This window comes from Euzebya tangerina (assembly GCF_003074135.1).
Lineage (GTDB): Bacteria > Actinomycetota > Nitriliruptoria > Euzebyales > Euzebyaceae > Euzebya > Euzebya tangerina.
In genome coordinates this window covers 3,168,468-3,189,913 of record NZ_PPDK01000001.1, presented here as the reverse complement: position 1 = coordinate 3,189,913, position 21,446 = coordinate 3,168,468, and the positions used below count along the sequence as shown (strand labels likewise).

Sequence of the window (21,446 nt, the reverse complement as noted above, 5' to 3'; positions counted from 1 at the left end):
GCACTTGCCCGTCATGGGCGCGTGCGTCGATCTGGCGATGACATGACCGTGCGGGACGTCTTCCGGCAGATGGACCGGACCGAGGCGATCGGGCTGCTCCACGACGGCGCCGGCTGGGACGCCCTGCGGATCTCCAAGGAGCTGGACATGGCGGCCAGCCAGGTCCGCCTGGGCGTCGCGCGTGCACGCCTTCGCGCCGCGCTCAGTGAGTGCTCGCCGTGCCCGGACCAGCTGGATGGTCTGATGACGTTCTCGGCCGACGCGGTCGATCACTCGATGACCTGTGGGGAGTGCAAGGAGACCCGGCGCTCACTGCGCGCCGGCAAGCTGGCCCTGCGCGATCGTTGGCGCGCCGAAGCGGCCTCGCATCGGACAGTCAGCGACAAACCGGCTGGTGGTCCCGGTCGTCGGGATCGGCACAAGCCGAGACCACGTCGTGCCGCCGTCAACATCACCACGACCGCGCATCCCCGAACGGACAAGGCCGGTCGTAACCCGGCCGGTGGTCACACCTCCGACGACGTCCTGATGCCGGCGTGGCGTCGCGAGCAGCAGCAGCCACAGCCGTCGCCCGACGATCCCTCCCCGCGCTGGAAGCCGCCCGTCACCCGACCCCCGGACGCCGATGCCGCACCGGTCAGAAACGGCGATGGCCCAGCGGAGCCTGCCGTCGCGGGTGATGTGGCAACGGCTCGACCACCGGCTCAGGAGGAGCTGTTCCCCGACCTCGACATCCCGGACCGCGAGCCCGTGCGAGCCCCCCAGGACCTGACCCCGGTGGGTCCTCGACCCGCGGGCCCACTGGTCTCCCTCCCGGACCGCACCCCGGACAAGCGGCTCCTCTCCCCCACTCCTGCAGCCCGACCCGCTCAGACCGTCGCTCGTCAGACACCCCGTCGGCGTGGCCGGGGGCGGACGAAGCGAGCCGGCGAGGCGGTGCTGGCCACGCTGGCTGCCTTGGCCGGACGCGTCGGTGGACGACATGTCGTCGCGACGATCGGCGCGCTCCTGACCGTGACCGCGGGAGTCGTCATGCTGGACTCAGCAGGGTCTGACGTGACGTCCGGCGACGGGTTGGCCACGACGGCGATCGTCGACCAGCCGGCACCTGCCGAGACCACGCTGCGGGCCGGGTTGGCCGCGGGGGCCGCCGCCGGTACCCCAGCAGACCTGGCCCAGCCGGAACCGACCGGCATCGTGGCCACGCCCGAACCGCCGCCACTCAATCCGACTGACCCGACCTTGGCGACCTGGCAGGCGCTGTCGATGTGCGAGGCCTCCGGGAACTGGGGCATGAACAGCGGCAACGGCTTCTACGGCGGCCTGCAGTTCACGGTCGAGAGCTGGGAACTGGTCGGCGGCACCGGACTGCCGCACGAAGCACCTGCGCTGGAACAGATCCGTCGAGCCGAGCGGCTGCTGGATCTGCAGGGCTGGGTTGCCTGGCCGGTCTGCTCGGTGCGCCTGGGCCTCCGCACGCCCGAGCCGGGCGAGGTCCTGCACCCGGCGGCCATCCCACAGGTCGACCCGGCCGCCCCGCCCCTGCCGGGAGCCGTCCCTCCCGTCGAGCCGTAGCGCCCGTTCTGGGGTCGACGACGTGCCATGATCAACCGTCATGAGCACGCCCACCACCGAACCGCCGGCTGATCTCCCCGAGGAGGCGCTGCACGACCTCGTCGAGGCTGCCCAGGCACACCGCGCCCCCGCCGCCCTCGATCTGGAGCAGCTGGACACCCGTGGCACACCAGCCTGGCCCCACGGCAAGGCCTTGGGGAAGGTTGCGGTCGGGCGTCTGAACGAGCGGCTCGAGGCACTGCAGGAGAAGATGTACGCCGAGGGCGAGCGGCGGCTTCTCGTCGTGCTCCAGGCGACCGACACCGCTGGCAAGGACTCGACCATCCGGCACGTCTTCGACGGCACCAACCCGCAGGGCGTCAAGGTCGCATCCTTCAAGCGGCCGACGGAGGCCGAACTGGCCCGCGACTACCTCTGGCGGGTTCACGCCCACGTCCCAGCCGACGGCCAGATCACCATCTTCAACCGGTCGCACTACGAGGACGTGCTGGTGGTCCGTGTCCACGACCTTGTCCCGCAAGCGCGCTGGTCCAGACGCTACGGCCACATCGCCGACTTCGAGCGGCTGCTGGCCGACGAGGGCACCCACATCATCAAGATCTTCCTGCACCTGTCCAAGGGCGAGCAGGCGGAGCGGCTCCAAGAGCGACTGGACGACCCCGAGAAGCACTGGAAGTTCTCGATCGGCGACCTCGCGGAGCGGAAGCGGTGGGTTGACTACCAGGCCGCCTTCACCGAGATGATCAGGCGGACGGACGCCGACCACGCCCCCTGGTTCGTCGTCCCAGCTGACCGGAAGTGGTATCGCAACCTGGTGATATCGGGGATCCTGATCCACGAGATGGAGTCGTGGGAGATGGAGTGGCCCGAGGCGGAGGAGGGCCTTGAGGACGTCGTCATCGAGTGACCGGATTGGTCACGATCGGGGGCTGACCCACGCCATCGCCCGATCCTGCACGATCGTGTCCCCGTGACGGAGGACGATCAGGCTGTCGCGGCCCCGAACTGGGTCTCGTACAGCTGGGCGTACCGGCCCTCGATGCGGACCAGCTCGGCGTGGGTGCCCCGCTGGGTGATCCGGCCATCCTCGATGACGAGTATCTGATCGGCATCGGTGATGGTGGAGAGGCGGTGAGCGATCACCAGGCTGGTCCGGCTCTCCAGCGCCGCCGTCAGCGCCTGCTGGATCCGCTCCTCGTTGTCGGAGTCGAGGTGACTCGTGGCCTCGTCCAACACGATGATCTCCGGATCCTTCAGCAGCACCCGGGCGATCGCCAGTCGCTGTTTCTCTCCGCCCGAGAGCCGATACCCGCGATCCCCCACCACGGTGTCGTACCCCTCAGGCAGCGCCGCGATGACGTCGTGGATCTGGGCGGAGCGGCACGCGGCGACGATCTCGGCGTCGGTCGCCGTCGGCTTGGCGAATCGCAAGTTCGCACGGATGGTGTCGTGGAACAGGTGCGGGTCCTGACTGACCACGCCGATGGCGGCGCTGAGGGACTCCAAGGTGACGGACCGCACGTCGTGGCCGTCGATGCTCACAACGCCATGACCCGGGTCGTACAGCCGGCTCACCAGTGACAGGATCGTGGACTTCCCCGCACCACTGGGCCCAACCAGTGCGATCGTCTCACCTGGCTCAGCCACGAACGACACGTCGCGGAGCACGATCTCGCCCGGCCGGTCGTCCATCACCTCCGCCCATGAGTCGAGCGAGCTGACGGTGGACTCCTTCGCCGTCGGGTAGGCGAAGGTGACCCCATCGAAGACGACCCGTCCGCCGCCGCTGGGCAGGTCCATCGCGTCGGACGAGTCGGCGATCGGATGGTCGATGTCGAGGATCTCGAACACCCGGTCGAAGCTGACCAGCGCGGTCAGCACCTCGACGGGTGCATTGGAGAGGGCGGCCAACGGCGAGTAGGCCGTCGCCACCAGGCCGCCGAAGGTCACCAGGTCGCCCACGCTGAAGTCGCCTGAGAGCACCAAGCGGCCACCGACCAGGTAGACCGCAGCCGTCCCCAGCGCACCCATGAGCGCAAGGGTCACGAAGAAGACGCGACCGACCACGGCCGTCTGGACGCCGATGTCAGCCACCCGGCTGGCGGAGCGACTGAACGTCTCGGTCTCCTCCCGCGGACGGCCGAAGAGCTTGACGACGAGCGCGCCGGCGACGTTGAACCGCTCGGTCATGAAGGTGTTCATGTCGGCGTTGAGCTCCATGGACTCGCGCGTCAGGCCCTGCAGTCGTCGCCCGACGCTCTTCGCAGCGAGCACGAAGAAGGGCAGCACGGCGAGGGTGAGGAGCGTCAGCTGCCAGCTGATGGTGAGCATCACCGCAACGGCGGCGATCACCTGGACGGTGTTGCTCACCAGCGTGCCGAACGTCCCGGTGAGTGCGGACTGGGCGCCGATGACGTCGTTGTTCAGGCGGCTGATCAGCGCGCCGGTCTGGGTTCGGGTGAAGAACGAGAGCGGCATCCGCTGCACGTGATCGAACAGAGCAGTTCGCAGGTCGTGGATCAGGCGTTCGCCGATCCATGAGGAGTAGTAGCGCTGCGCGACCGACAGCACCCCGGTGGCGACGGCCGCACCGACGAGCCCGAGCGCGAGCCAGGTGACGCGGCCCCGCGCGTCGTCCGCACCGAGTGGCGCGACCTGGTCGGTCGTCGCATCGAGGGTGTCGACGATGAAGCCGATGATGCGGGCAGGCACCACGGTCAGCGCGGCCGCACCTGCGATCAGCAGCAGGAGCAGGATCAGGCGGCCCCGGTACGGCTTGGCGAACGTGGTCCAGACGCGACCGATCAGACCGGAGCGGAGCGAGACGTCCCGGTCGTCATCGAAGCCGCGACGGGCGCGACCGGTCCCGGGGGACATCGGTGCGCCGCCCGCCATCCGCGTGGAGAACGACATGCACCCAGCTTGCCCCGGCCCGCAACCACTCCGGCTGTGCGGGGTGGGTCAGCTGTCAGCTGACTCCGGTTCATCGTCGGCCACGGCGTCGAGGACCATCTCCTCCGCCTCGGTCTCGTCGATGCCGAGGGCCAGCGCCAGCTCGCCGACCAGCTGACGGAGCGCCTGCCGGAGGTGGTTCTTGTCCGCGTACCGCAGCGGTCTGCCCGACTCCTGCCGGAGCGCCTTGAGGCTGCGCACCACCTTCGCCAGCCCTTCGGCCTCGCCGGAGGCGATGCGGGACCGGTTGCGACTGCGGCGTGCGCGGTGCCCGGGATCGTCCAGGCTCTCCTTGCCCAGCAACTCGATGATGGAGTGGGCGTCCGCGGCATCGATGGGTTGCCGGAGCCCTGAGTCATCGACCTCGTCGAGGGGGACGAGCAGCGTCATCGTCGCAAGCTGCAGGCTGACGTACTCGCGGGGCCCGCCGGGCATATCGCGAGTGGTGACCTCGATCACGGTGCCGGGACCGTGAACCTGATGGACGACGTGGTCGCCGGGCTGCAGTTCCATACGTGGAGACCGTAGACGATGCTCGGCCGCTCGGCGGCCTGCCTCCCCGAGCGCTACTCGGCTTCCGCCTTCTCGAGGGCCTCCACGAGCTGCTCCCACCGCGCGGTGGCCGTCGCAGCCCGGTCCTTGGCGGCATCGTGCCGCTGACCCAGAACCTTCGCGGCACCAGGGTCGTCGTAGGCACCCGGCGCCGCCATCTCGGCCTGGATGTCAGCCACCTCCCCCTCGGCCGCCATGACCTCGGCCTCGGCCGTGGCCAGCTTGGCCTTGATGTCCTTGGTCCGGCGGTGACGGGCGTTCCGGCGCTCGGCGTCGGACCGCTTGGCCTCTGACCTCGTGCCCTCCGACCTCGTGCCATCCGACCTCGTCCCCTCAGGACCACTGCCGCCGCCGTTGCGGGACCCGCCGCCGTTGTCGCGTGGGTCCAGCGGGCGACCGAGGTAGTCCAGGCCCATCTTCTCCGCGTAGCTGGCGTAGTCGCCCAGGTGAACCGTCGCGGTGCCGTCCCCGACGGCGATGATCACGTCGGCGACGTTGCGGATGAGATGTCGGTCGTGGGAGATCAGGACCACGGTGCCGGGATAGTCGACCAGGGCGTCCTCGATCACGTCGCGACTCGCGATGTCGAGGTGGTTGGTCGGCTCGTCCATGCCCAGCAGGTTGGCTGGGTCGGCGATCAGCTTGGCGAGTGCGACCCTGGCCCGCTCCCCTCCGGACAGCACGGCGATGTCCTTGTCCACCTCCTGCCCGGAGAACAGGAAGGCACCCAGGACGTCGCGCGGGTTGACGCGTGAGGTGTCGACCGAGGCCGCCACCTCCTGCAGGGCCGACTTCGACAGGTGCAGTGCGTCGACCTGGTGCTGGGCGTAGTAGGCCACGTGCACGTTGTGCCCGAGTACGCGCTCGCCGTCGTCGGGGGGGATCTCGCCCACCAGCATCTTGAGCAGCGTGGACTTGCCGGCCCCGTTCGGTCCGACCAGGGCAACCTTCTGGCCCCGCTCGAGGGCCAGATCCAGTCCGCGATAGACGACGTTGTCGCCGTATGCCTTCGTCGCGCCCTTGAGCTCCACCACCGTGCGCCCCGATCGGGGCGGCTCGCCGAAGGACAGCTTCATGGTCTTGCGGCGGTCGTCCGGAGCCTCGATCCGATCCAGCTTCTCGAGCATCTTGACCCGGGACTGCACCTGCCGGGCCTTGCTCGCCTTGTAGCGGAACCGCTCGACGAACCGCTCGACCTCCGCCACCTTCTTCGCTTGGTTCTTGGCCTGGTTGGCGAGCAGCTCCGCCCGCTCGGCGCGTTGGGTGACGTAGGCCTCGTAGTCGCCGACGTAGGTCGTGACGCGGCCGCCCGACACCTCCACGATCCGATTGGCGCACCCGTTGATGAAGTCGCGGTCGTGGCTGACCAGGATCACGGCGCCGTCATAGGAGGCGATGAACTGCTGCAACCAGCCGACGCTGTCGAGGTCGAGGTGGTTGGTGGGCTCGTCCAGCAGCAGCACCTCGGGTTGGCGGAGCAGCAGACGGCCCAGGGCAACCCGCATCATCCAGCCACCGGAGAGCGAGCGAATCGGCTCATCCATCGTCTCGGTGTCGAAGCCCAGACCACCGAGCACCCGCCTGGCTCGGGCGTCGAGGTCGTACCCACCCAGCAGTTCGTAGCGGTCCTGCAGCCGGCCGAACTCCTCCAGGATGTCGGCGTCCTCGGGGTTCTCGGCCATGGCCATGCCGAGCTCGTTCAGCCGCTCCTCGATCTCCTTGACGGGGACCCCGTCCGACACCAGCTGCACCGGCGTCATCGGCCCCGTGGACGTCTCGTCCTGCGCCCCCTGCTCGTCGCTCGCCCACTGGGCGATGTCCTGCTCCAGGACCCCGATCTCGGCACCCTTGGCGACCGCCACCTCGCCGGCGTCGGGCTGCTCGGCGCCGGAGATGATCCGGACGAGCGTGGTCTTGCCCGCGCCGTTGGGGCCGACGATGGCCGTTCGAGTGCCGGCGTCCAGGCGCAGGCTCACGTCGGCGAACAGCGTGCGTCCGCCGAACCCCTTGGCAATGCCCGCTACGGTGATCACAGCGCCCCGAGGCTAGCTGGGGGCACCGCACCTGCCCCGCAGGTACGCTGCCGGAACTGTGAGCATCGCACAGATCCACGGTTATGTCTTCGGTTGGGCGATCATCGGCAGCTGGCTGCTGGTCATGGTCGTGGCCCTGATCCTGCGCGTCGCGCGCCCGAACGGTGACGTCCCGTGGTTCTGGAAGCTGGTCTCCGCCGCTCAGATCATCCTCGGCGTCCAGCTGCTGTACGGGCTCTTCCTGTTCCTCCGCGCCTGGTTGGGTGATGGGGGCCTGCCGGGCATCGGCGTGTTCAACCACGTCTTCCACCCCCTCTACGGGTTCATCTTCCCCGGGGTCGTCCTCTTCTACGGCCACAAGTTCAGTCGCGAGGAGCGCCTGCATCCTCTGTCCGCCTTCGCGGTCGTCGGACTGGTCAACTTCGGCCTGACCTTCCGTGCCCTTATGGTGGCAGCACCACAATTCTTCGGCGGGTGAGCTGATGGCAGAGGTGGCAGAGGTGGAGGAGGCGACCGAGAAGGGCCCACGCACGTGGCCCCTCCGGATCGCGGCTCTGCTGCTCGCGATCCTCGGACTCCCGAGCATCCTCGGCCTGGCGGCCCTGTTCACCGAGGCGCCGATCACGCTCGACGAGGAGTCTCCCCGGACGGTCATCGCGCCGGAGGAGTTGCGGGTGATCGATGAGGAGGAGACCGAGTTGGCCCGGCGCCGCGCCGCCGAGGCCGTCGAGCCGGTCGTCACCGAGAACCTGACCGCCCAGTCGGATCTGATCCAGTTCGTCGTCGACGCCTTCGCCGTGGCCCAGTCGGTCCGCTCCCCCGGGGTGGACGGCGACATCCCCAGCGCCAGCCAGCAGATCGACGGGCTGTCCCAACGGCTTCCCGTCCTCGAGGAGGAAGCGCTGCGGCTACTGGTCGACCTGACCGACGCGGCGCTCTCCACGGCCCGCAGTGAAGCCCAGTCGATCGCCAGGACGGCCGCTGCCACCGAGATCCTCGAGGGTGAGGTCGAGGACTACGCCAACAACCAGCTGCAGACCGAACTCGCCCGATCGACGGTGGGACCCGAGGTCAGTCGCCTGATCCTCGAGCCGATCCTCCGCGAGGCCCTGCGACCGACGCGGACGGTCAACGAGCAGGAGACGATCAGCGCTCGCGAGGCCGCCGCGGAGGCCGTCGAGCCGGTCGAGGTCCCGTTCCGTCGGGGCACGGCGATCGTGCGCTCCGGTGAGATCGTCACACCAATCCAACTCCAGGCACTGCGGGAGGCGGGCCTGGACGGCAGCGACCCGCTGATCGAGTTCGCCCAGGCGTTGCTGCTCAGCGTCGTCCTGGCGCTGGTCGTTGCCGTGTACCTGCGGACCTACCGGCCGGGCATCTGGGCGACCGGCCGCTCGTTGCTGCTGCTGGTGACCCTGATGACGCTGTTCACCGTCATCGCCCTGGTCATCAACACCGTCGGTGTCGGGGGCAGTGAACGCCACTACCTCATCCCGGTCGGCGCCATCGCGATGATGGCGACCATCCTCTTCGACGCCCGGGTCGGGGTGCTCTCGGTCATCCCCATGACGGCGCTGGTGGCCTACCAGATCCCGGGCACACCGGGCCTGGTGCCGTTCGCGGCAGTCTCCGGTCTGCTGTCCATCCCGCTGGTCGGGGAGGTGACGGCACGCAACCAGCTGCGGGCGACGGCGTGGCAGTCGACGATCGCCTACATGGTCCTGGCGGCGGCGTTCAACGTCGTCTACTCGGGCTTCGAGGGGCTGGTCCCGGCCTTGATCGCGGGTCTCGGCAACGGGATCCTGACCGCGCTGATGGTCAACGGCCTCCTCCCCTTCCTGGAGAGCCTCTTCGGGGTCATCACCGCCTCGAGCCTGCTCGACTTCGCCGACCGCAACCATCCACTGCTGCGCGAGCTCGAGGCCAAGGCCATCGGGACCTACAACCACTCCGTCATGGTGGCCACGCTGGCCAGCCGGGCCTGCCGGGCGATCGAGGCCGATGCGCTGCTGGCCGAGGTCATGGCTCTTTATCACGACATAGGGAAGGTGGCGAAGCCGTACTTCTTCGTCGAGAACCAGGTGGCGATCGGCAACCCCCACGACGAGCTGGACGATCCCCGGCAGAGCGCCCTGATCATCCAGCGCCACGTGACCGACGGGGTGGAGATGGCGCTGGTGCACAAGCTCCCGCCCGAGATCGTGGACGGCATCCGGACCCACCACGGCACCACGGTCGTGGCCTACTTCTACCGGCAGGCGCTGGCCCGGGCGGAGGACGGCCTGGCGGCCGAGCCCGACGAGGCGTTCTTCCGCTACAAGGGCAAGAAGCCGTTCAGCCGCGAGCAGGCCGTGCTGATGCTGTCGGACTGCTGCGAGGGCGCGGTGCGCGCAGCCTCGTCCCGTGATGGCGGGATGTCGCGGGACACCATCTCCTCGATCGTGACCGGGCTGATCGGCGACCGGGTCGCCGACGGCCAGCTGGACAACTCGCCGCTGACCTTCGCCGACCTCCGGGCGGTGGAGCACTCCCTGATCGAGGGGCTCGAAGGGGTCTACCACCCGCGGATCCAGTACCCGAAGGACCCGCGCAAGGCCGCCGGCGTGGCCGAGGAGGCCCGCAAGGAGACCGAGATCGAAGCACGGGCTGCCGAGGCGGCCGACGCCAAACGGGCCGAGCTCAAGGCCCGGACCGAGCCCGCCGGCGACCAGGACGACGAGCACGGCGACGATGTGGTGGAGCCCCTCGATCGCCGCCGTCAGGGCGACGGACAGGACGGTACGGCCGGCGCAGCGTGACGCTGTCAGAGCCGGTTGTTCGGTAGGTTCTGCGTATGGCATCTGGAGCTGAAGCCCTGACCGCCGCCTTGGAACGGGTTGGTGTCCCTGTGGTGTTCGGGGTTGCAGACGCCGTCAACCTGCCGGTGGCGGTCGAGCTGCGACGCAGTGGCATCCGCTTCGTGACGATGCCGAGCACGAGCTTGGCTGTGCAGGCCGCCGACGGGTACGCCCGTCGTGCGTCACGGATCGGTGTGGTCCTCAGCGGACGTGAGCCGGGCCCAGCGGTCCTGCCGGAGTTGGCGCAGGCCAGCGCGGCGGAGTCCCCGGTCGTGCTCCTCAACGTCCTCCCGGAACTGCCCGACCTGCCGGGGCCACCCCGCCCCCGGCCAGCTCCCGCCCCGACCCCCGAACCGGTGGTCCCGATCGTGAAGCTGCGCGAGGGCGAGAACCTCGTGTCGGCGCTGCGCGGGATCGCGGAGACGGCCACGCGGAGCCCGCGCCGGCCGGTCGTCGTCCAGGTCACCGAACGGTTCCTCGAGGTCGAAGCCGCCCCGGAACCCGACGAGGATGCGGTGGAGCCGGCCTCGCCCCAGCCGCGGGCTGGTGTGGAGCACGTCCAGCTCCGCCGGGCCGGCAACCTGGTCGACGACTCCCAGTCGGTGCTGATCTGGGCCGGTGGCGGTGCCATGCGGGCGCACGCCGGCGGAGCGATCGCCGAGCTGGCCGAGAAGGTGGGCGCGCCGGTCATCCTGACCCAGCAGGCGGCCGGGCTGCTCCCGGCCCGCCACCCGTGCCTGGTCGGGTTGCCGCCGCACCTGCCGGCGGTGGGTGCGCTGTGGGACAAGGCCGACCTGGTCATCGCCGTCGGGACGGACTTCGACGAGCAGAGCACCCAGGGTCTGCGTCTGCCCGAGCCGGCCAACCTGATCGCCATCAACATCGATCCCGTCGACGCGGGGCGGCACTACCGCCCCGGGGTCCTGCTGCGAGGCGACGCCAAGACCCTCACCAAGGCCCTGTCCGACGCGGTCAGCTACCGCGGCGGCACGGCGGTGGTCCGCTCACGGCTGCAGGAGATCAAGGAGCAGGTCAAGCGGGACCTGCGGAGCGACGACGAGAGCGAGGCGGTGTTCCTCGAGTCCCTGGCGGGCGCTCTGCCGGACCGCACCACGGTCGTGGCCGACCCCTGCACCGCGGGACGCTGGATGGCGGCCTTCCACGAGTGGACGCTGCCCCGGACCCTGCTCACCCCGACCTCCGTGGACGTCGTGGGGTTTGCGCTGCCGGCGGCGATCGGGGCTGCCATGACGGGCGAGAACGAGCCCCTACTCGCGGTGATCGGTGGGGATGGGATGATGGCCAGCCTGGGGGCCCTGTCCGTCATGGCCCGCGAGAAGCCGGCTCTCACCGTCCTCATCGTCGACGAGGGTGGCAGCGGACGGCTGCGGCCCGTTCTGACCGAGCTCGGGCAGGATGCACACCTGTTCGATCATCCGAGCCCGGACTTCGCCTCGACGGCTCGGACGTTCGGGATCCGGGCGGACACGGTCACCTCCGTCGGGGAGGAGCTGACCACCGCCGTCCGCGCCCACGTCGCAGCACCCGACCCCACCGTCCTGGTGCTGAAGGCCGACCTGTCCCAGCCGCCGACCGACCAGAGTCGCTGGTACCGGAAGACCTCGGCGGCATGACCGCACGACCGGGCGGGTGACCGGCATCACGTGACCGATGTCGACGCGGTCCTGTTCGACTGGGGTGGGACACTGGCGGTCCACACCGAAGTCGAGCTGATCGACATGTGGCGCACGGCTGCCCACGTCCTGGTGCCCGACGACCTGGTGTCCGCGCGGAACCTGACTCGACAGCTCGCAGAGGTTGAGCGGCGATCGTGGGCACGGACGACCTCGTCCATGCGGTCCTCTCGTCTGATGGACCTGCTGCGGGAGGCGTCCGACGAGCTCGGCCTCGACGTCGCGGAGGCGGTCCTCGCGACCGCGCAAGAGGCGCACCTGGACGGCTGGACCCAGACGATCACCCACCACCCGGCAGCGGCGGAGCTGCTGTCCGACCTGCAACGCTCCGAGGTGAAGTGCGGCCTGCTGTCCAACACGCACTGGCCGCGGTCGTTCCACGAGCGGTTCCTCGAGCGCGACGGGCTCGGTGGTCTGATCGACGAGTGCGTCTACACCTCCGAGATCGACTGGATCAAGCCGCACCCCGAGCCGTTCCAGCGGCTCTGCGACCGTCTCCAGGTCGAGCCTGAGCGTGCACTCTTCGTCGGCGACCGTCCGATCGACGACATCCAGGGGGCATCAGCCGTCGGCATGCGCACGATCTGGATCCGCAACACCTACGCGCCGGGTGACGGCCTGGTCGCCGACGTGGTGGTCGACGACCTGGGTGAGGTGTGGAACGCGCTGGGCGACCTCGTCTCGTCCTAGTGGTCCGTAGTTCAAATCTCTTTGGCGTCCGCGGCCCCCGCATCACCGCTGGACTGCGTTGCGCTCGCTTGAATGACCCGCCATGCGGCGGCTTCGCGCGCCTTGCCAGCGGCGCGCGGCTGACCACGGCAAGCGCAAAGATCTTCTCCCACGGACCACTAGAGCCGACCCTCGGGCACGCACGGGCCCGTCGGCGGGCTACTCCGTCAGGCGGAAGTCCAGATCGGCGTCGATGTCGGAGATGTCCATCTGGGCCTTCTGCAGCTTCCCGGCGTAGTCCCAGTTGACGGACTGCCAGCGCGTGAACTGATCGATCACCCAGATCCCGGACTGACGCGAGCCGTTGCCGGACTTGCCGTTGCCCCCGAACGGCAGGTGCGCCTCGGCGCCGGACGTGGAGTTGTTGACCGAGGTCATCCCCGCGCTGACGCGCTCGGCGAACCGGAACGCACTGGTCGGGTTCGTGGTGTAGATCGCCGAGGAGAGGCCGTAGCCGTGTCCGTTGGCCAACGCGATCGCCTCGTCGAACTCGCTGAACGTGGCGACACCGACCACGGGTCCGAACGTCTCCTGCTGGTACAGCGTGTCGTCCGGTGTGATGCCGTCCACGATCGTCGGGTGGCAGAAGATGCCGGCCTCCGGGTCGCCGACGAAGCCCTCTCGCGGGTTGTCGGCCGTGATCCGACCCGTTCCCGTGGAGCCGTGCAGGGTGTGGTGGTCCTGGATCTCGTCCAACCAGCCGGTGAAGGTGTCGCAGAAGCGCTGCGAGATCATCGGGCCGTAGAGGATCTCAGCGTTCATCGGATCCCCGACCTTGGCCGCACGGGTCGCGATGTCGAAGCGGGCGAGGAAGGCGTCGTGAACGCTCTCGTGCACGATGACGGTGCCCAGGCTGGTGCACCGCTGGCCACCCGTGCCGAACCCGCCGAACAGCGCACCCTCGACGGCCAGGTCGAGGTCGGCGTCCGGCATGACGACCATCGGGTTCTTGCCGCCCAGTTCCAGGCACGGGGTCTGCAGGTGCCGGCCGGCGAGTTCGCCCAGCTTCCGGCCGACGGCGACCGAGCCGGTGAACCCGATCTTGTCGACCACACCCCCCTCGAGGGACTGCTCGATGCCCTCGAAGGTCGTCGGGCCATCGGCGAGCACGAGGTTCAGCACCCCATCGGGAAGGCCGGCTGCCCAGAACAGCTCAGCGGTGGCCTGAGCGCTGGCGGCGGCGTACTCGGCGGGCTTCCAGGTGACGGTGTTGCCGCACAGCAGAGCTGGGACTAGGTACCAGCTGGGCACGGCGACCGGGAAGTTCCCGGCGGTCACGATGACGAGCGAGCCGACGGGTCGGCGGTAGGTGAACAGCTGCTTGTCGGGCATCTCGCTGGGGACGGTCTGGCCGTACAGTCGCCGTCCCTCCCCGAGGAAGAAGTCGCAGGTGTCGACCATCTCCTGCACCTCGCCGAGTGCTTCGGCGTAGGGCTTGCCGATCTCGCGGGTGACCAGCTTGGCCAGCGCCTCCTTGTTGGACTCGATGATCCGGCCGATCTGCTGGATCGTCCGGCCCCGGGTCGGGGCCGGCAGGTCGGCCCATCCTGGCTGTGCGGCCGTGGCCGCGGTGGCGGCCTGGACCAGCGTGTCGGCGTCCGTCAGGTGGACGTCGGCGACGTGGTCGGTGAGGTTGGCCGGGTTGCGCAGGGCGAGCGTCTCGGAGGCGGGACGGTCGACCGGCTTGCCGTTGATGGTCGAGGTGATGATGCGGGTCATGGGTCTCTCAGATCCTTCGGGGCGGTGTGGTCAGGTGGGAGGCATTGAGCACCATGGTGCAGTCACCCTGCGCCGGGTCGGGTTCGTGCACCATGTCACTCGATGGGGCGAGCCAGGACGCGGGCGAGCGCGTCCACGACCAGGTCGAGCTCAGCGGTCGTGACGGTCAACGAGGGGCGGAAGCGCACGGTCCGGTCGCCGCAGCCCAGGATCATCACCTGCTCCTCCTTTCGGAGACGGGAAATGACGCGGTCGCGGCTGCTGCGGTCGACCAGGTCGAGGGCGCAGAGCAGGCCGAGGCCGCGCACGTTGCTCACCTGACCGCGGTATCGCTCGGCCAGATCGTCGAGCCGGGCCAGCAGGTGCTCGCCCTTGTCCTTGGCGGCGGTGACCAGGTCCTGCTCTTCGATGATCTCGAGGATCCGTCGTGACCGGACCATGTCGGTCAGGTTGCCTCCCCAGGTGGAGTTGATCCGGCTCGAGGTGGCGAAGACGTTGTCCGGTACCTCGTCCACTCGGCGGCCGGCCATCACGCCGCAGACCTGGAGCTTCTTGCCGAAGGCGATCACGTCGGGCTCCAGGCCCATCCCCTGATGCGCCCAGGCGTGGCCCGTGATGCCGGCGCCGGTCTGGACCTCGTCGAGGACGAAGAGCGCGTCGTGGGCGTGGGCCATCTCCTGCAGCGCGTGCAGGAACTCGGGGCGCAGGTGGTTGTCGCCACCCTCGGCCTGGATCGGCTCGGCGATCACACAGGCGATCTCGTGCGGGTACCGGTCGAACGCGGCCCGAGCCTGGCAGAGCGCCTCACCCTCCTGCTGCTGGATGTTCGCCAGGTTGTCGGCGATGGGATGGGTGACCTGCGGGGCCGTGATGCGAGGCCAGTCGAACTTCGGGAACAGCGCGACCTTGTTCGGGTCGGTGTTGGTCAACGACATCGTGTAGCCCGAGCGGCCGTGGAAGGCGCCGCTCAGGTGCAGCACGCGGTGCCCGGCCGCCGCACGTCCGCGAGCGGCATTGTGGCGGCTCTTCCAGTCGAAGGCGACCTTGAGGGCGTTCTCCACCGCGGCCGCTCCGCCCTCGATGAAGAAGTAGTGGGGCAGCGCTGGGTCGCCGAGCACCCGGGCGAGTGCATCCACGAAGGTGGCGAAGTGCACGGTGTAGACGTCGGAGTTGGCCGGCTTGTTCAGGGCGGCGTCGAGCAGGTCCGCCTTGAAGGTCTCGTCGTCGGTGAGCCCGGGGTGGTTCATCCCCAGCGGTGAGGAGGCATAGAAGGTGAAGACGTCCAGGTAGCGCCGGCCGTCCCGTGCGTCGACCAGCCACGACCCCTGAGAGGCGGCCGTGTCCAGCACCAGATCGTAGCCATCGGTCAGGATGTGCTCGTCCAGCACCTCGTGGACGTCGGCCGGCCGCATGGTCTGGCTGATTCTGGTGGTGTTCCCCATGAGGTGAGTGTGGTACGCCCTCCCGTCAGTTCCGGTAGTCGATTCGTGGAGTCCAGCTCCATGCCTCGACGGATCGTCGCTACGATCTGACGGAGTGGACGACGTCGACGAGCAGATCCTCCGGGCCCTCTCAGCAGATGCACGGCTGCCCATGGCGGCCCTCGGTCGGACGGTCGGGCTCTCCCGCACCGCAACCCTGGCGCGCGTGAGACGACTCGAGCGCGAGGGGATCATCGCCGGCTACCACGCCGCGGTCGTCCGGCCTGAGGCCGCCAGCCGCCACGTCGCCCGCGTGGGCATCCTGACCGATACCCGGGACACGGCCCGGTACGTTCGGCGACTGGCCGGTCTGTCGGAGTTCCGGGAGGCCGAGAGCGTCTCCGGCAGCTTCGATCTGCTGGCCCGCTTCGAGGCGCCCACGGCGGCGGCGCTCGATGCAGCACTTGACGAGGTCAAGCGCTGGCCGACGACGGTCCGAACCACGACCTTCGTCGTCCTTCGCACCTACGGACGGTAATTCGATGAACCAGGGCGTCGCAATCGGCGCCGGTGTGACCATGCGTCGTGCCCGCTGTTACCAAAGAGAAACACGACGGCCACTCCCCCGCCATCCGACGCTCCTACCTTTCCCGTCGTGATCACCCCATCCGGTTGATCACCCCAGGCCACGGTGAGCTATCGGCTCGGCTCACCGTGGCCACCTTCTTGCCCGTCCCGGTGACGTAGGGTGCTGGCATGCAGACCGAGACCGTGACCATCCCCCATCTCGACACGACCATGGCCTACAGCCTGGCTGGGCCGCTGGACCAGTCGCGGCCCACTCTGGTCCTGGTCAACTCGTTCACCACGTCGGCGGAGTTGTACCGGCCGCAGTTCGCCGACGACGCCCTGACCTCGACGGCGAACCTGCTGGCCATCGAGTTGTTCGGGCATGGCCGCACCCGAAGCCCCAGTCGGCACTTCACCTACTGGGACACGGCGTTGGCCAACCTGCAGGTCATGGATGCGCTCGGCATCGACCGGGCCTTCGTGCTGGGGACGTCGCAGGGTGGCTGGGTCACGGCGCGGATGGCCATGCTGGCACCGGATCGCATCCAGGGGATCATGCCGCTGGGGACCTCGATGGACGACGAGAGCCAGCGGAGCCGAGACCTCGGCTGCTGGGACGGTGTGGCCTTCTGCACCCCGGTGATCGAGGACCTGGCAGAGCCGGTCGACGACGATTGGGTGGTCCCCGACGAGTTCGTCCACATGGTGCTGGGTGCCGGGTTGGGGGAGGACGTGTCCGCCGAGGAGACCGAGTTCTGGTTGGAGGAGTACCGCCGGAACTACGCCGGGGAGGCGGGGCGGCAGCGGCTGCACATGTGCAGCGTGAACCTCCGCGACCGGGACGGTCTGCACGGGCGTCTGGACACCGTCACCTGTCCGGTGCTGTGGCTGCAGGGCACCGCCGATCAGGTCTACTCGGTACCGAACGCCGAGGACGAGATCACCATGTTCACCCGGTCCCCCAGGGCTGAGCTGCAGGTGGTCGAGGACGGCCAGCACTTCCTCAGCGCGTCGGACCCGGCCGTCGTCAACGCCGCCGCGGTGGCGTTCCTCTCGGAGTGGTCCTGACACCTCACGACAGCACGTAGGGTGCTGGCATGGACTACGTGCGACTGGGAACGACCGGCCTGAAGGTCTCGAAGATCTGCCTCGGCATGATGAGCTACGGCGATCCGGGCTGGCGGGACTGGGTGCTGTCCGAGGCGGACTCCCTGCCGTTCATCGAGTCCGCTGCCGAGGCTGGCATCACCTTCTTCGACACCGCGGACATGTACTCCCTCGGGGTCAGCGAAGAGGTGACCGGGAGGCTGCTGAAGGAGGTCTTCAGCCGCCGCGAGGAGTACGTGGTCGCGACGAAGGTCCGGTTCCCGCTCGGTGAGGGACCCAACGACGGTGGTCTATCGCGGGGCCACATCATGGATGCGGTCGATGCCTCCCTCCGACGGCTGGACCTGGATCACATCGACCTGTACCAGATCCACCGGTTCGACCCCGAGACGCCGATCGAGGAGACCATGCAGGCGCTCGACGATCTCGTGCGGGCCGGCAAGGTCCGGTACCTCGGCGCCTCGTCCATGGCGGCGTGGCAGTTCGCCAAGGCGCAGCACGTCGCGGTCATGAACGGCTGGACGCCGTTCGTCACGATGCAGAACCACTACAACCTGCTGTACCGGGAGGAGGAGCGGGAGATGCTGCCCCAGTGCGCCGACATGGGTGTGGGAGTGCTGCCCTGGTCGCCGCTGGCCCGCGGCGTCCTGGCCCGGCCCCCGGCCGACACCTCCACCACACGCAGCAGATCCGACCAGTTCACACCCCACCTCTTCGGGTCGGACGAGGAGGCTGCGATCCTGGACGAGGTGGGGAGGGTTGCTGAGGCCCATGGGGTCTCGCGAGCCCAGGTCGCCCTCGCCTGGCTGCTTCACCAGCCGACGGTCACCGCACCGATCGTCGGGGCAACGAAGCTGGCACACCTGGAGGACGCCGTGGCTGCCGCGGATCTGGTGCTCGAGGAGCAGGAGCTCGAGGCACTGGGCGCCCCGTACCAGCCACGCCCGACGCTGGGCCACGAGTAGCTACTCCAGGGGCGGCAGCTCCGTCATCCGAATGGTCTCCGACGTCGGTCCAGGAGACTCCGACAGCGGTGGAGGCGGGTACGCCGCTGGCGGAGAGACCGGTGGCGTGTCCTCGGGCGGAGTCGCGCTCTGCTCGACGCCGGGCAGCGGCAAGGGGGTGTGCGGCCACCCCTGGGCGCGCTCCACGTCCTGGAGCATCTCGCCGAACGCCGCTGCGGTCTGCGGACGGTCAGCCGGAAGCTTCGCCAGGCCGGCCTCGATGGCCATGGCCAGTGCGTCCGGGACACCCGACGCACGCAGGTCGGGCGGCGGCTGATCCATGATGGCCAGCATCATCAGGCCGATCGCCTCAGGGTTCTCGGTCTGGAACGGTGCCTGACCGGCGAGGAGGGCGAAGAGGGTCGAAGCCAGCGAGTAGACGTCGCTGCGGGCGTCAGCGGTCCCGCCGTCGACCACCTCGGGCGGGACGTGTCCCAGGGTCATACCGCCACCGGTCGTGTACGTGGCGTCGATGAGGCCGGAGATTCCGAAGTCCGCCAGCTTCACCTGGCCGAGGACATCGATCAGGATGTTGGCCGGCTTGACGTCGCGGTGGACGACTCCCGCCCGGTGGGCGCAGTGGAGGGCGCCGGCGATGCGGATCCCGATCGACGTCACCTCCTCCGGTGTCACCTGACCCCGGTTTCCCAGACACCCACCGGCCACGTACTCCATGGCGATGTAGGCAACGGGTGTGCCCGTCGCGGCCGCGTCCGTCACGGCCGCGTCGAAGAGCACCACGATGTTGGGGTGCCACCCCAGGGTGCCCAGTGCGCGAGCCTCGCGGCTGAACCGCTTCGTCGTCCTCGCGTCGACCGCATTGCCCATCATGACCTTGAGGGCGACCTCTCGGCCGATGGGCTGCTGGACGGCGCGGTACACCGTCGCAGTCCCGCCGGATCCGATCCGGCGCAGGCCGTCGTAGCCCGGAATCTGGTGCACGACCCGGACGCTAGCACCCACCAGCCCCGACGCCGTCAGCCACCGGGGCGAGCCACCCTCGGCGGATCGGAGACGCCGACCACCAACCCGTCGTCGTCTGCCGCGATGGCCGTGGCCGGGCCTCCGACCGCGATGGTCGAGAAGGTCTCCGCCGGCCCGAGGACGCCGACCGCCCCAGCCGACAGGCCGTAGATCGTGTCGTCAGGGCCGACGACCAGGTCATCCACCACGACAGGGCCCAGCGGTGTGACCGTGCCCTCGAGATCGACCTGCTGGACCCCCTCGTCAGTGCCGAGGACCAGCGTTCCGTCGGACGCGACCGCGATGGCGCGAATGGAGCCCAGCAGCGGATCGATCCGGACTCCGACCGCTGCGGCGCCGGCCCTCAGGTCGAGCGACACCAGTCCCCCGCCACCGGTGACACCCCAGATGGTCCGCGGGCCGGCGGCGAGCGAGACGAAGCGCTCCTCCGCCACCCTGGTCTGAGCGCCGTCGGCGTCGACCCGAACCAGACCGTCGTCGGTGGCGACGAACAGGGACTGTCCCACCGACGCGATGGCCGTGGCGGCAAGGTCGGGGCTGCGGACCGAGCCGTCGGCCGCGATCTCGATCACCGCACCGTCCGTCAGCAGCGCTGCTGCTCGACCTCCAAGCGTCACGAGGTCGAGGACGTCGGCGCCTGAGGCCAGGACCTCGGCCGCGCCGGTCTCCAGGTCCACCACGACGATCTCCTGACCGTCGGCGACGTACACCTGCCCATCTCCGCCAGCCAGCACCTCGGGGTCCAGCGGCACGGCCACCGCTTGCAGCGGGGGCGCAGGAGCCGGCGGAGGGGGTGCGGCTGGCGGGGGTGGCACCGCCTCCTGGAGGTCATCCTGCTCCGCCTGATCGTCGCCACCGCCCTCGTCAGCGTTGCTGCTCGGCTGGGGCGCGGGCTCGGCGGGAAGGGGCGTTGCGGCGACAGGCGGGGCCTCACCCTCGCCCTGGTCCGCACCCTCGGCCGGATCGGCCGCGGCTTCATCGGCCGCGGCCTCATCGGCGGCCGGTGCCTCGACCGAGGCGTCCTCCGGTGGTGGCGCGGCCGCGTCCTCCGATTGGCCGGTGAAGGTGGACACGCCGATGAAGGCGACGGCGATGAGCGCCATGGCGACGGCGCCCACGCGGCGGGTCAGCCTGGTCAGACGTTGCGCCTTGGCTCGCTCCTCCGGAGGCGGGGTGAAGGCCGGGGCCGCTGCCGGCGTCGGGCGACCGGCCGGTGCCACGGCGGGGACCGGGAGGCCGAGGGTCCGGGCCGCGCCGGCGAGTTCCAACGCCAGAGCCTCGGCCGAGGCAGGCCGGTCCTCCGGCTGCTTGGCCATCGCGCGCTCGATCACGTGGGCCAGCGCGGCCGGGACGCCACGGTCCCTGACATCGGGGACCGGCTGGGTGTAGGCGCGAAGGATCAGCGCGGCCGGCGACTCGTCGGTCTGCCGGTGGAAGGCCGCCTCGCCGGTCAGCAGGGCGTACAGGGTCGCACCCAGCGCGTAGACGTCCGACGCCACCGACGCCGAGCCGCCTCCGAGGAGCTCGGGGGCGCTGTAGGCCAGCGTTCCCGTGGCGCCCCGGGACCCCGACGCCCCCGAGGCCGACACCGCGATGCCGAAGTCGCTCACCTTGATGATCTCACCCGCGCCAGCACCACCACCCGCAGCGGATCCCCCAATCAGCAGGTTGTCCGGCTTGACGTCGCGGTGCAGCACACCCGCGTTGTGAGCGACCTGCAGACCGGTCGCCGCCTGCATGCCGGTCGCGATGACGTCGGGCACGGGGGCGGGACCGTGGCTCCGGAGCCGGTCACCCAGCGAGCCGCCCGGCAGGTACTCCATCGCGATGAACGCCTGTCCGGCCTCCCCGTCCTCCCCCGCGGGGTGGACCCTGCCGGCGTCCTGGATCTGGACGATGTTGGGATGCCAGGCCAGGGTGCCCATCGTCTGGATCTCGTCGTCGAACCGTGCCGCAGATGTCGGGTCCATCAGGCGGTGCAGGACCTTGACCGCAACGGTCTGTCCGTCGGCCTCCCTGGTCGCCAGCCACACGATCCCGAACCCGCCACGACCGAGGATCCGGTCCAGGCGATATCCGGGTACGGCGATCGTGGCAAGGCTCACACGGCCGAGCCTAGTCCTCGCGTCGTGGAACGAATCCTCACGTCAGCCTCCTGCAACAACCGCCGTAGCGCGACTCTGGGTACACGCGGTGGTCGATTCGCAGCAGCCCCTGCAACTCGACTGTCAGTACACCAGGTCACGGATTCCTGTTGCTGGTGTAGCGC

The 21,446-nt window shown here is 69.5% G+C and carries 16 protein-coding genes; 9 read left to right on the top strand and 7 right to left on the bottom strand.

Annotated elements, in window-relative coordinates:
- Positions 1 to 42 precede the first annotated feature (42 nt).
- Both C1746_RS22545 and C1746_RS14685 read left to right on the top strand, forming a co-directional pair.
- Positions 43 to 1,575 carry a transglycosylase family protein gene (locus C1746_RS22545; RefSeq protein ID WP_205711864.1) on the top strand — a complete coding sequence of 511 codons (1,533 nt, stop codon included), beginning with the start codon at positions 43 to 45 and terminating at the stop codon, positions 1,573 to 1,575.
- A 40-nt stretch (positions 1,576 to 1,615) separates the two neighbouring features.
- Positions 1,616 to 2,482: a PPK2 family polyphosphate kinase gene (locus tag C1746_RS14685; RefSeq protein WP_116715284.1), complete on the top strand. Its 867-nt coding sequence runs from the start codon at positions 1,616 to 1,618 to the stop codon at positions 2,480 to 2,482.
- A gap of 77 nt (positions 2,483 to 2,559) precedes the next feature.
- On the opposite strand, the gene C1746_RS14680 is transcribed toward C1746_RS14685, so the two are convergent.
- Genes C1746_RS14680 through C1746_RS14670 form a run of 3 tightly spaced genes read right to left on the bottom strand, consistent with a single transcriptional unit; the run spans position 2,560 to position 7,112 of the window.
- A complete protein-coding gene (locus C1746_RS14680) occupies positions 2,560 to 4,488 on the bottom strand; it encodes an ABC transporter ATP-binding protein (protein ID WP_205711863.1) in 1,929 nt (642 codons plus the stop codon).
- A 48-nt stretch (positions 4,489 to 4,536) separates the two neighbouring features.
- Positions 4,537 to 5,040, bottom strand: a complete 504-nt coding sequence (locus C1746_RS14675) for a CarD family transcriptional regulator (RefSeq protein WP_116715283.1) — start codon at positions 5,038 to 5,040, stop codon at positions 4,537 to 4,539.
- A 53-nt stretch (positions 5,041 to 5,093) separates the two neighbouring features.
- Positions 5,094 to 7,112 carry an ABC-F family ATP-binding cassette domain-containing protein gene (locus C1746_RS14670; protein ID WP_116715282.1) on the bottom strand — a complete coding sequence of 673 codons (2,019 nt, stop codon included), beginning with the start codon at positions 7,110 to 7,112 and terminating at the stop codon, positions 5,094 to 5,096.
- 58 nt (positions 7,113 to 7,170) lie between these two features.
- On the opposite strand from C1746_RS14670, the gene C1746_RS14665 reads away from it, so the two are divergent.
- From C1746_RS14665 to C1746_RS14650, 4 genes are read left to right on the top strand one after another with little or no spacing between them, the layout of a single operon-like run.
- A complete protein-coding gene (locus C1746_RS14665) occupies positions 7,171 to 7,590 on the top strand; it encodes a hypothetical protein (protein ID WP_116715281.1) in 420 nt (139 codons plus the stop codon).
- Between the two features lie 4 nt (positions 7,591 to 7,594).
- The gene (locus C1746_RS14660; RefSeq protein WP_116715280.1) at positions 7,595 to 9,910 is read left to right on the top strand and encodes an HD family phosphohydrolase; all 2,316 of its coding nucleotides are present in this window, start codon (positions 7,595 to 7,597) and stop codon (positions 9,908 to 9,910) included.
- Positions 9,911 to 9,945: 35 nt separating this feature from the next.
- Positions 9,946 to 11,583, top strand: a complete 1,638-nt coding sequence (locus C1746_RS14655) for a thiamine pyrophosphate-binding protein (protein WP_116715279.1) — start codon at positions 9,946 to 9,948, stop codon at positions 11,581 to 11,583.
- Positions 11,584 to 11,613: 30 nt separating this feature from the next.
- Positions 11,614 to 12,333, top strand: coding sequence for an HAD family hydrolase (locus C1746_RS14650; protein WP_116715278.1), 720 nt, complete (start codon positions 11,614 to 11,616; stop codon positions 12,331 to 12,333).
- Between the two features lie 198 nt (positions 12,334 to 12,531).
- Here the strand turns inward: C1746_RS14650 and C1746_RS14645 are convergent, their stop codons facing one another.
- Both C1746_RS14645 and lat read right to left on the bottom strand, forming a co-directional pair.
- The gene (locus tag C1746_RS14645) at positions 12,532 to 14,091 is read right to left on the bottom strand and encodes an aldehyde dehydrogenase family protein (protein WP_116715277.1); all 1,560 of its coding nucleotides are present in this window, start codon (positions 14,089 to 14,091) and stop codon (positions 12,532 to 12,534) included.
- Between the two features lie 95 nt (positions 14,092 to 14,186).
- A complete protein-coding gene (lat, locus tag C1746_RS14640) occupies positions 14,187 to 15,533 on the bottom strand; it encodes an L-lysine 6-transaminase (protein ID WP_116715276.1) in 1,347 nt (448 codons plus the stop codon).
- 94 nt (positions 15,534 to 15,627) lie between these two features.
- Here lat and C1746_RS14635 point away from each other — a divergent pair, with 94 nt between their 5' ends.
- From C1746_RS14635 to C1746_RS14625, 3 genes are all read left to right on the top strand, one after another.
- A complete protein-coding gene (locus C1746_RS14635) occupies positions 15,628 to 16,050 on the top strand; it encodes an Lrp/AsnC family transcriptional regulator (RefSeq protein ID WP_162867771.1) in 423 nt (140 codons plus the stop codon).
- A gap of 218 nt (positions 16,051 to 16,268) precedes the next feature.
- Positions 16,269 to 17,150: an alpha/beta fold hydrolase gene (locus C1746_RS14630; RefSeq protein ID WP_116715274.1), complete on the top strand. Its 882-nt coding sequence runs from the start codon at positions 16,269 to 16,271 to the stop codon at positions 17,148 to 17,150.
- A 29-nt stretch (positions 17,151 to 17,179) separates the two neighbouring features.
- Complete coding sequence (locus tag C1746_RS14625) at positions 17,180 to 18,154, top strand: aldo/keto reductase (RefSeq protein WP_116715273.1); 975 nt, start codon at positions 17,180 to 17,182, stop codon at positions 18,152 to 18,154.
- Here the strand turns inward: C1746_RS14625 and C1746_RS14620 are convergent, their stop codons facing one another.
- Complete coding sequence (locus C1746_RS14620; RefSeq protein ID WP_162867770.1) at positions 18,155 to 19,135, bottom strand: serine/threonine-protein kinase; 981 nt, start codon at positions 19,133 to 19,135, stop codon at positions 18,155 to 18,157.
- Between the two features lie 35 nt (positions 19,136 to 19,170).
- Positions 19,171 to 21,282: a serine/threonine-protein kinase gene (locus C1746_RS14615; protein ID WP_116715271.1), complete on the bottom strand. Its 2,112-nt coding sequence runs from the start codon at positions 21,280 to 21,282 to the stop codon at positions 19,171 to 19,173.
- Positions 21,283 to 21,446 lie beyond the last annotated feature (164 nt).